This is a genomic window from Syntrophothermus sp., assembly GCF_013314835.1.
GTDB lineage: Bacteria > Bacillota > Syntrophomonadia > Syntrophomonadales > Syntrophothermaceae > Syntrophothermus > Syntrophothermus lipocalidus.
In genome coordinates this window covers 1-10,019 of record NZ_JABUEX010000067.1, presented here as the reverse complement: position 1 = coordinate 10,019, position 10,019 = coordinate 1, and the positions used below count along the sequence as shown (strand labels likewise).

8 protein-coding genes and 1 tRNA gene are annotated in these 10,019 nt (G+C 48.4%); 1 reads left to right on the top strand and 8 read right to left on the bottom strand.

The window, feature by feature from the left end; all coding sequences use genetic code 11:
• Positions 1-21: 21 nt before the first annotated feature.
• A tRNA-Pro gene (locus HPY90_RS13510) sits at positions 22-98 on the bottom strand.
• Between the two features lie 138 nt (positions 99-236).
• Between HPY90_RS13510 and HPY90_RS13505 the strand changes: the two genes are divergently transcribed.
• Entirely contained in the window at positions 237-1,580 is a 1,344-nt protein-coding gene (locus HPY90_RS13505; RefSeq protein ID WP_287195236.1) for an ISNCY family transposase, read from the top strand.
• A gap of 153 nt (positions 1,581-1,733) precedes the next feature.
• Here the strand turns inward: HPY90_RS13505 and ccsA are convergent, their stop codons facing one another.
• The 7 genes from ccsA to HPY90_RS13470 all read right to left on the bottom strand — a co-directional run bounded on the left by ccsA (position 1,734) and on the right by HPY90_RS13470 (position 9,948).
• A complete protein-coding gene (gene ccsA / locus HPY90_RS13500) occupies positions 1,734-2,540 on the bottom strand; it encodes a cytochrome c biogenesis protein CcsA (RefSeq protein ID WP_287195234.1) in 807 nt (268 codons plus the stop codon).
• Positions 2,541-3,533 carry a cytochrome c biogenesis ResB family protein gene (locus HPY90_RS13495; protein WP_287195232.1) on the bottom strand — a complete coding sequence of 331 codons (993 nt, stop codon included), beginning with the start codon at positions 3,531-3,533 and terminating at the stop codon, positions 2,541-2,543.
• A 164-nt stretch (positions 3,534-3,697) separates the two neighbouring features.
• Positions 3,698-5,290 carry an FAD-dependent oxidoreductase gene (locus tag HPY90_RS13490; protein WP_287195230.1) on the bottom strand — a complete coding sequence of 531 codons (1,593 nt, stop codon included), beginning with the start codon at positions 5,288-5,290 and terminating at the stop codon, positions 3,698-3,700.
• Between the two features lie 45 nt (positions 5,291-5,335).
• Positions 5,336-5,818, bottom strand: coding sequence for a cytochrome c3 family protein (locus HPY90_RS13485; RefSeq protein WP_287195228.1), 483 nt, complete (start codon positions 5,816-5,818; stop codon positions 5,336-5,338).
• Between the two features lie 364 nt (positions 5,819-6,182).
• A complete protein-coding gene (locus HPY90_RS13480) occupies positions 6,183-6,506 on the bottom strand; it encodes a hypothetical protein (protein WP_287195226.1) in 324 nt (107 codons plus the stop codon).
• Between the two features lie 211 nt (positions 6,507-6,717).
• The gene (locus tag HPY90_RS13475; protein WP_287195224.1) at positions 6,718-8,280 is read right to left on the bottom strand and encodes an FAD-dependent oxidoreductase; all 1,563 of its coding nucleotides are present in this window, start codon (positions 8,278-8,280) and stop codon (positions 6,718-6,720) included.
• 282 nt (positions 8,281-8,562) lie between these two features.
• A complete protein-coding gene (locus tag HPY90_RS13470; RefSeq protein ID WP_287195222.1) occupies positions 8,563-9,948 on the bottom strand; it encodes a sigma-54 interaction domain-containing protein in 1,386 nt (461 codons plus the stop codon).
• Positions 9,949-10,019 lie beyond the last annotated feature (71 nt).

Genomic DNA, 10,019 nt, shown 5'->3' with positions numbered 1-10,019 from the left:
AATCATCCCCGCCGATTTCAATGGTCAGAGTGGCGGGATTTGAACCCGCGGCCTCTAGCACCCCAAGCTAGCGCTCTACCAAGCTGAGCTACACCCTGACTCCTCATCCGTATAAAATTTTATTAGCTTTTCCCTTCAAAGTCAAGGTCACTTTTTCCCTAGTGTGATTCGTCTGTGATATTGTCAGGGTAAAAATCATCTGTGAAAATGTCAGTATGAGCAGGGAGTGGATCACCTTGTCACAAAAAGAATTAAGCCGTATCCAAATATTGGAGCAGTCATTGAGCGGGTTAATTACCACGAGCTATGCGGCCTTTATCCTGAACCTCAGCGAGCGGCAGGTCTATAGGCTCAAGGCCAAGTTGCGTGAGCATGGACCTGCTGCCCTGGCCCACGGAAACCGCGGCCGTAAGCCAGCTCATACCATCCCAGATGAGGTCCGCCAACTGGTGGTGCAACTCGCTCAAACTAAGTATAGGGGGTGCAATTACTCTTTCCTCAGCGAGTTGCTCCACGAACACGAAGGTATCCTCTTAAGCCCTTCCTCTGTTGCCCGTATCCTCAAAGCTGCCGGCATCCCAAGCCCTAAAAAACACCGGCCACCTAAAATCCACCGCACCCGCCCGCGCAAATCCCAACCGGGCCTCCTCGTCCATATCGACGGCAGCCACCACGATTGGCTGGAAGGCCGCGGTCCTAAGCTCGTCTTGCTCTTAGCCATCGACGATGCCACAGGCCAGATACTCGCCGCCCTCTTCTGGCCAGCTGAGGACTTCGAGGGCTACCGCCGCCTCCTCTACGACTTAGTCACTCAGCATGGTATCCCTGTGGCTATCTACTCCGACCGCCATACCCTTTTCTTCTCTCCAAAGGACAAAGAAGACGCGGTTAGTTTCGAACACCAACTCCTGGGCCAGCAGCGTTCACTAACACAAATCGGGCGCATCCTGAATGAACTGGGCATCCGGCATATCCCCGCCCGTTCCCCTCAAGCCAAAGGCCGCATCGAACGCGCTTTCGAAACCCTCCAGCAAAGGCTCGTTATCGAGCTGCGCCTGGCAGGAGCTACCACCCTCGAAGAGGCCAACAAGGTCCTTAAAAAGTTCATCCCGCGCTATAACGAAAAATTCGCTAAACCACCGGCTGATTCTGTACCTGCTTTCCGCCCTGTCCCTTCTCACTTACGCCTGGGCCATATCTTCTGCTGGAAAGAACACCGTACCCTTAACTCCGGTTATACCATCCACTTTGAAAGCAAAGCCTACCGCGTGATTAACCCTAAAAATGCTCCTTTCATACCCCTTCGTTCAGTTGTAGAGGTCCATAAGCTTCCGGGTGGCTCCCTCTACGTCGCTTGGAATGGCCACATTTACCCCTTAGAGGAACACGTAGAGATAAGCCCTGCATCCAAAGGTAAAGCCGTTCCAAGGCCTGCAGAGGTAAAAGAAAGGGCGGGTCCTCCTCCTTCCCCCCGTAGACCCGCTGAAAACCATCCATGGCGTAAGCCATTCTTACCTCGCAGGTCGTATTATACCACTTATACCACATCCCTGACAAATTCACAGACGAGTTTTACCTGACATTTTCATTGACGCTTGACAGGTCACTTTTTCCCTGATGGCCCTTTCCCAATTATCAAAAAATTAACTGGAACAAGTTAAAATTGAGGAAAGGAATCAATAAATCGCGGCCAGAAAAAAGCCCCATCGCAAAAAAAGGAGTTCTGACCTGGACTAAGCGTAACTGTGCATCCCCGGAAGTAAATAATTAACGCCAAAAAAGGTAAACAAAACTGCCAAAAAACCCACGACTACCAGGATTGCGGCCGGACGGCCCCGCCAATTCCGGTATTTGCGAATGTGCAAGTAAATCCCGAAAATAATCCAGGTCACCAGCGACCAGGTCTCCTTAGGGTCCCAACTCCAGTAACTTCCCCACGCTTTTTCCGCCCAAACGGCACCGGTCACAATGGTCAGAGAGAGCATCATGAACCCGAAAGCCACCACCTTGTAGATCAGTTCATCCAGCAACGCTTCCCCTTCTTTAACTCCATCGTCCCTGTACCTCCACAGGTATAAAACGGACAGCCCGCAGGCAAGGGCAAAGGCGCTGTAAGCTACCACCGCCGTCAGGACATGAACTGTCAACCAGCCGCTTTTTAAGGCCGGCATCAATGGAGCGACGGCATTTGGCTGCTCCGGCATCACAACCCAGATAAAGGCCAGTAGGCCCCAGGCAAAGGCCAGCACAAAGCCGCCTGCCGCCTTAACAGCTGTACGCAATTCAAAAATCAAATAGAACAGCACTATCCCCCAGGCAAAAGCAAGCAGAAACTCGTATCCGGTTGCCAGGGGAAGCCTGCCGGTCAGCACTGACCTGGCGATGAGCGCCACAGTGTTTGTGGTCCAACCCAGCCCGGTTGCAATTCTGCCCGCCTTCCAGGCCATCTGCCGTCCGGTGGCATACCAGAAATAAAGAATCATACCCAAAAAATAGCAGACAAATGTGGCAGCTAACGCAATTTGCTGCAGCGAACCCAACTAAACCTCCCCCTCTTCTCCATTGTTTTTCGCCCCTGCACCCCACAGACGCGGCTGGTAGAGCGCCATAAAAATGCCGGCCAGAAGGAGCACGAAACCTGCCCACACAAAAATGATACCCGGGTCGCTCTTTACTTTCAACGTAGACAAGGGTACAGTTTCCGCAAATCGGAAATTGACTTCTTCGGTAACTGAAACCTCTTCTCCCAACCGTGCAATACCCACCCCAATCCGCTCGTGCCCTTCATAAACCGAGAAGATGACCCTAGGGTTTGCCGGTTCTAGATTCTTCGATTCCATCCCGTAAGACGGGTCGTAATTGGGAATGTAACGGTAGAGAAGCACCCGGTATCCGGTACCGGGGATGTTGACGAACTCACCCTCTTTTACCAGCGCCTGAACTTCGCCGTCGGAGTTACCAAACGCCACCCTGACTGCCCAGCCGTATCTCTCCTGATACACTGTTACCCCGCGATACTTGAGGGGGTGGTTGACGGATATATCAAAGGTTCCGATCCTTTTAGACCGGTCCCATATTGTTACGCGGGAAATGAACTGGGAAGGAGAACCATCGGGGTATAAATCGATACGGAAATCGTTCAGATGAAGATTGAAGGATTTCTCCTGTCCGAATACTTGAGCCATTGACGCGGTTTCTCCCTCGGCAATGCTTACAAAAGCTTCTCTCCCCCAAAAAGAGTAGACTGCACCTCCGAGCAAAACGAATAAGAAGCCGGCATGTAAAAAGAACAGGCCAAAGGAACGCCAGTTTCCTTGTCGCAAATCCTTACGCGTGGAAAATATTACTTTACAGCGTTTTAAGGTACAAAGCAGCATGTTCAAAAAAAGCAGCGCCAGCAGCAACTTGAAAAACCAGGTGTGGTAAAAGCCGTCCAGGGAGAACAGAGCGGCTACGGCAGCAATTCCCCCGATAATAATAAGCAGCGCAAGTCCCACCCGCACGGAACCGAAAAAATCGATCGCCTTTTTCACGGTTTTATCTTCCTTCCCGGTCAAATCCAGCCAAATCTATACAAAAATAAGGGAAAGGGGCTCGCAGCATCCCGCTTTCGCCCCTTTCATACTTTACAAATTGTTAAACCTGTTGTCGACAAGTGATTTTTCTCATATCACCTCCTGCGATCAAACCTCTCTGTCTATTCCCAGGGCTGCTCCTGACATGCGTTCTGAGCACAGAGACGCCCGAAGTATACAGTAGCAGCAATAGCGGTACCGCTGCCCGGATAGTATGGTCCAATAAAGCCGCCGGCGCACATACCCCCTGCATATAATCTGGGGATGACTTTCCCTTCGACATTCATTACCTGACCCTTAGTATTTATTTTCAGCCCTCCACAGGTACCCAGGTTTCCTTCTTTAACCTTGGCGGCATAGAAAGGGGCCCTGGCGATCGGCTTGAGGCCCAGCTGCTTGTTGAACATGGTATCCTTGCCCTTAGCAGTATCACTATTCCACCTGTTAACAGTATATTCCAGGTTGTCTGCATTGACACCGATTTTTGCGGCCAGTTCCCTGATGGTACCGGCCGTTTTGATGGAACCGTCTGCAATTTCTTTGCTGAGGTCGTGGCTCCAGGGTTTGAAAATCCCGCCAATAACTTCGCCACCCATGTTTTTGGTATTCTCATCAAAGATTGCCCAGGCTTCGTGCCCTTCCTGGTTGAAAACAGCCCTCATGCAGTAAGCGTAGTGAGTAGCCTCGTTGACAAACCTGAGGCCGTATTTATTTACGTATATTCCCGGCACCTCGGGTATGTCCTGAGATAAAGGAGCAATGGCAACGTTGTAAAATGGTACCCCGATGGTGCCTCCCATTGCCGCCAGATCCGCTCCAAGGGCCATTGCCATTCTAATGCCGTCCCCTGTGTTCGTTGGAGCCGAGAGAACCGCTCCGGTCTCCATCGCCCAGAATTGCTGTGGAGAGAAGGTCTTGGCCATATCTTTATTATGATCAAAACCGCCTGTGGCGAGGATTACTCCTTTTTTGGCTTTGACGGCGATTTCTTTGCCACCGCTCTGGGCCCTGACTCCTACAACTCCCTTTTTCGGATCGTAGATTAACTCTCCAACCGGAGTTTCCAGCATGAATTCAGCCCCTTTTTTCTGGGCCAACTCATAGAGAATCTTTACGTGAATCTGTCCCGTGCCGGCCTTAGCTGCTTTCCCGGCGCCGCCCGGGACATGGATGCGGTCTGTCATCAATTCAGGATCGATGTAGGGAATCGGAGCCACCCCATAGACAGAAACATAGGTTAAACCATGAGCCACCAGCCAGTCGATATTACTCGGAGCATTATAGGCCATTGCTTTAACCAGTTTGGGATCCGCAAGTCCTTCGGCAGCCTGCATCCAGTACTCGTAGTGCTTTTCCGGAGTGTCGTCCTGGTATCTTGTAAATTCTTTCTGAAACTTTGTTCCCGCAGCCTGGATTACTCCTCCGGAGAGTGACGTAGTGCCACCGACCATGGCGGCCTTTTCCAGGACAATAACCGAAGAGCCCTTCTCACGAGCAACAATTGCAGCTACGATACCGGTTCCGCCCCCGCCGACAATCACGATATCCGCTTCTTTGTCCCACTTGGTGGGAACCGCCGAGCCGGAGGACGAGCCCGACCGGCAACCTGTCAGAACGCCCGCCCCAGCCACTGCTACGCCTGCGACGGCCATCCCCTTGATAAAGCTCCTCCGCCCGATTTTGTTCGTCAAAATAGCCTCTCCTTTCCTATTCATCAAGATAAACCTCTCCCTTCTTAAATCTTAAACGATGCCCATTTTTTAAATCCAGTCAAAAGTATGACATTGAGCGCAATAGACTTTTGACTCTCTATGCATCTTGTGACAAGCATTGCACTCAAGATTGCCATAGTGCGGGTTTTCGTGGGGGTTGGGCTCTAGCTTCGCGGTACGCTCCGCAATTTTCTCATAACTGCCATGACACTTGAGGCATTCCTGCTGAGAAACCTTAAGTTCTGGCAGGGGAGTTTCATATTGCCCCGTGATATATTTCACGCCCTCTTTTGCCTTGTCCACATAGCTACTCTTATGGCAGTCCTGGCACCTCACATCCGCCTGCCGGTGTTTACTTGCCAGCAAAGTACCCTGGGACCATGATTGATAATAGGGGCGGATAATATGACAGGCAGCACAAAAAGAAGGATTGTGACTGGCCCGCACCAAATAAAAGCCGAAACTCAAGCCGATTACTGCAACAGCAATAACCAAACCGATTATGATCTTCTTTCCTTTTGTCAAATACAAAGTCGAACACCTCTTTAAAAGAACCAGGATTCTGTGATAATTACAGCCCCGCCAGTTTCTCCCGGTTTGCCTGCAGCGCCTGGAATTGCAACACCCTGCCAAATTACTGGTTTTATGCCTTTTGTTGTTTACGTCCAGCCTCAGAGACAAGTCTCCCCTGGCAAACCCATAAGCTGCTCCGGGGAAAACCGAGCAACTCAACTCCAAGGCTGTTTACCTGAACTATTCTACCGCTGTTGCTGACCGCCAAAAGGCCCAACTCTATAAGGTATTCAAGTATTTCTTGATAATTCACTGAAAAGTTCCAGGCATCGCTCCTCTTGTTGCTGAAGCAATTGAGCCTTGGTAGCATCCGCCACCGATTTTACCATTCCAATCCAAGGGTATTGGAATAGGCGTATTCGATGTTTTGGGCTGTCCATTGGCAGGGTGTTGAACACCCTCCCGTCTGCGTCGTGACTGGAGCCACGGAATCCGCGATGTAATAGAACCTCTGGAGATAATACTCTGCTCCGACCGTTTGCACTGCCCTGTTGATTAACAGGGCAAAGATATAGGCGGCAGTTCCCATAGTTCGTTCATTGATGGTGACCCCTTGAGTTATGTCGTACTCATCTTTTAATCGCCTAACCTGGTCGCCGTTTCCGACAAGCTCAAGAATTCTGTTCGTCCAAAAGAGCAAAAACAAAATCCAATTGCCCTGCAAGCTTGTAGAACTTGGTACGTAAGAAACGGAACAAGGGAAGGGGGTTCACAGCATCCTGATGTCGCCCTTTTTGTATATTTTTTCTCTGTTTAACCTGTTGTCGACAAGTGATTTTTTCTTATGTCTCCTCTGAACTGCGTAACGGGTATAACCAGTGATTCTGCCAGTACTTCCGTAGAAAACCAACCCCGGTCTATGCCCAGGGTTTCTCTGCAGCAGCATTCTTGCCACAAATACGCCCAAAAGTAACAGTGAAGGAAACAGCTGTTCCGCTGCCGGGATAAATTTTTCCCCGCCAACCGCCTGTGGTGCTGCCGGTTGCATACAATCTTGGAATCACTTTGTCGTCCATATTGAGTACCTTACCCTCAGTATTAATTTTTAAGCCTCCTGCAGTATCGCAGGTGGCAGGTACAGTTTTTGCCGCGTAAAATGGTGCTCTTTGAACTGGTCCTAGACCTACCTTTTTACCGAATTCTTGATCCTTGCCTTCCCTGGCATATTTATTGTATGTATTTACGGTTTGCTCAAGAGCATTCGGGTCTACATTGATCTGCCGAGCCAGTTCCCTGATTGTATCTGCCTTTTTTACCCAACCTTTTTCAATTTCTTTTACACAACCATCACTAAAAGCAGGTACAGCGATCACTTCTCCCCCGAGGTCAGTTACATCCTGATCCCAGATTGCCCATACAAATCCTCCTGGTTGCTCGGCGATCTTTTCATAAAGGAATTCATAGTAGAGGTCCTCGCTGAAGTGCCTCTTGCCGTCGGTGCTTACAAAAATACAGGGTTTGCCCCAAATAGGAATTACCATACAGGGGGTCATTTCAGGAGTTGTGGGCACCCCAATGGTAGCCGCCTGTGGTATCCACATGTTCACGATCTTGGCGCCTATCGCCATACCCATTACAATTCCATCACCCTGCTGATGCATAGAACCAAAAGAGCCACCGGTTAACAATTTCGGCATGAAATTCTTTATCAACTCCTTATTCCGGGAGAACCCGGCAGTGGCTAACACAACTCCTTTTTTAGCCTTAACAAAAATCTTTTTTCCTTCCTGGTCGGCTTCTACACCCAGAACCTCGTTTTCACTATTTGTAATCAACCGTTTTCCTCTTGTCTTAAATAAAAACTTGACATTCTTTTTTTGAGCGGTCTTATACAGAACTTCTGCAATTGGCCTCCCGCTGTGAGCGTCCGTTATATGACCTCGTGCCACCGGAGGTGTAACATCGGCGTAATCCCTCTCGTTTCCAGATATGTAGAGGTTCTCAACGGGAAAATTAACACCCAACGCAGCCAACCATTCGACTGTCTCTCCGGATTTTTGTGCCCAAACCCTCCTGAGATCCGGGTCTTCAAAGCCTCCACCTACAGCTGCCAGGTACTTTTCAAATTCCTCGGCAGAATCCTTGATCCCCGCCTTTTTCTGAAACGACGTATTAGCGCCCATTACGACCCCACCGCATATTGCCGTATTAGAGAAAAGGGGGGATTCCATTACTTCTAAAACCATGACAGAGGCACCAGCATCGGCTGCCTCAATAGCGGCAGCTAACCCGCCACCGCCTGCACCGACAACCACAACATCCGCTTCCTCATCCCATTTTTCAGGGATTCCTGTTGTCCCCTCTTTTTTGGGAAACATCTGGCTCCCGGCTATAGCCCCAACTATCAAGCCACCTCCACCAACACCTGCCAACTTAATGAACTCTCTTCTCGATACGCCTCCAGTCCCGTTCTCTACCATTTGAGAACCCCTCCTATCTCGATTCATCAGCCTGGATTTGTAGCAATTATCGTGCCTAACGGTTTAATCGGCCCTAAGTTTCCGAAATGGGGCAGGGTTAACCCTTTTTGTAAGGGAAACAGAATGAAGCACCTGTAGCGCACCTCCATTAAAAAACAAGTGTCGCACAATGCGACACTTAACAACCTATTCATCTTCTATTTATGACGTTATATCACGCATTTAACCTGTTAAGGAAGCTGTATCAAATTGCGACATAGTTCACATTGTTACACTTTCTCATCATACCATTATTCTAAATTTCCTAAGGTGCCTGTAAAGTGTAGCCCTGGAAATCCCTAATTCGGATGCGACTTTAGTTTTATTGCCTTTAAAATGAGTCAAGAGCTTAATAATCATTTCTCTTTCATAATTTCTGATACTGAGTATTTCTCTATTGGAAAGGTCACTATTACATGATCTAACTTCTTCAGGCAAGTCTTTAACGTCTATATAACAAGAATTTGTTATATGTACAGCCCTTTCAATAACGTTGCTTAATTCCCGAATGTTCCCCGGCCAGTTATAGTTGTATAACTTTTCCAATGCTTCTGGTGTGATGCCTCGAATCTTTTTGCCCAATGAGGTTGAGTATTTTGAAATAAAATTATCAACCAATAGAGGAATATCGTCCTTATTGCGCTCCCGCAATGGCGGCAACTCAATATTAAGCACATTAAGCCTGAAAAAGAGATCTAGCCTAAAACGCCCTGTTAATGCATCTTCCCGGAGCTTCCGATTTGTAGCTGCAATGACTCGTACATCTACCGGGATACTGCGCGCACCCCCGATCCGGGTAACCTTTTTATCTTCCAGGACCCTGAGTAAAACGATTTGCATTTCCAGAGGCATTTCCCCGATTTCATCGAGAAAAATGGTGCCATTGTGAGCCAGTTCAAATTTACCAATATTGCCACCTTTTTTCGCACCTGTAAAAGCTCCTTCCTCATAACCAAATAGCTCAGCTCCCAGCAGCTCCCTTGGAATTGCAGCACAGTTGACTGAAATGAACGGGCCATTACGCCTTAAACTGGCGTTATGTATAGCCTGGGCAAATAGTTCCTTACCTGTGCCGCTTTCGCCTAATAAAAGAACAGTCGAAGAACTTTTAGCTGCCGTTTTTGCTAAGTCGATAGCTTTAAGCAAGTTTTCGTTTTGCCTAATGATATCACTAAAAACAAACTTTGCATTAGAATGAGCCAACCTATTTACAATCTTTTTAACTAACTCGGGTTCTCTCAAGATAACGATTGCCCCTATTGTTTTCCCTTGATGATTGACAGGATAACAGCTTAAGCTAGAATCAACAACTCTGTTTTTAGTATAAATTGTAACACCATGCTCAACAATCTGCTCCTTCTGTCGTTTTAAAACTTCATATACGACCCCTAACTCTGTCGAAATAGATTCTATTTTGGAACCTATAATCACATCCTCGGTTAATTCGAGCAACTCAACGGCACGGCTATTAGTATGGGTGATTCTTCCTAAATTATCTACGACCAAAAGACTGCTACCGAAAGATTCAATTATGGTGTTTTGAAAATTACTTACAAGTTGCGCATTTTGTTTTTCTCCTGCAACCTCTATCTTCCCTTTCCCCGGGCAAGAAGCTAAGCTATTAACCAATAGCTAACCAATGGCTCTCCAATTGTTTACCTCTCCGGCTCTGGCGGCGGGAGCTGAAGTAAAAAAGTTTT

Bases quoted from the DNA above. Each gene is read 5' to 3' on its own strand.
- HPY90_RS13490 (WP_287195230.1), bottom strand. From the start codon at position 5,290: ATGAATAGGAAAGGAGAGGCTATTTTGACGAACAAAATCGGGCGGAGG.
- HPY90_RS13475 (WP_287195224.1), bottom strand. From the start codon at position 8,280: ATGGTAGAGAACGGGACTGGAGGCGTATCGAGAAGAGAGTTCATTAAG.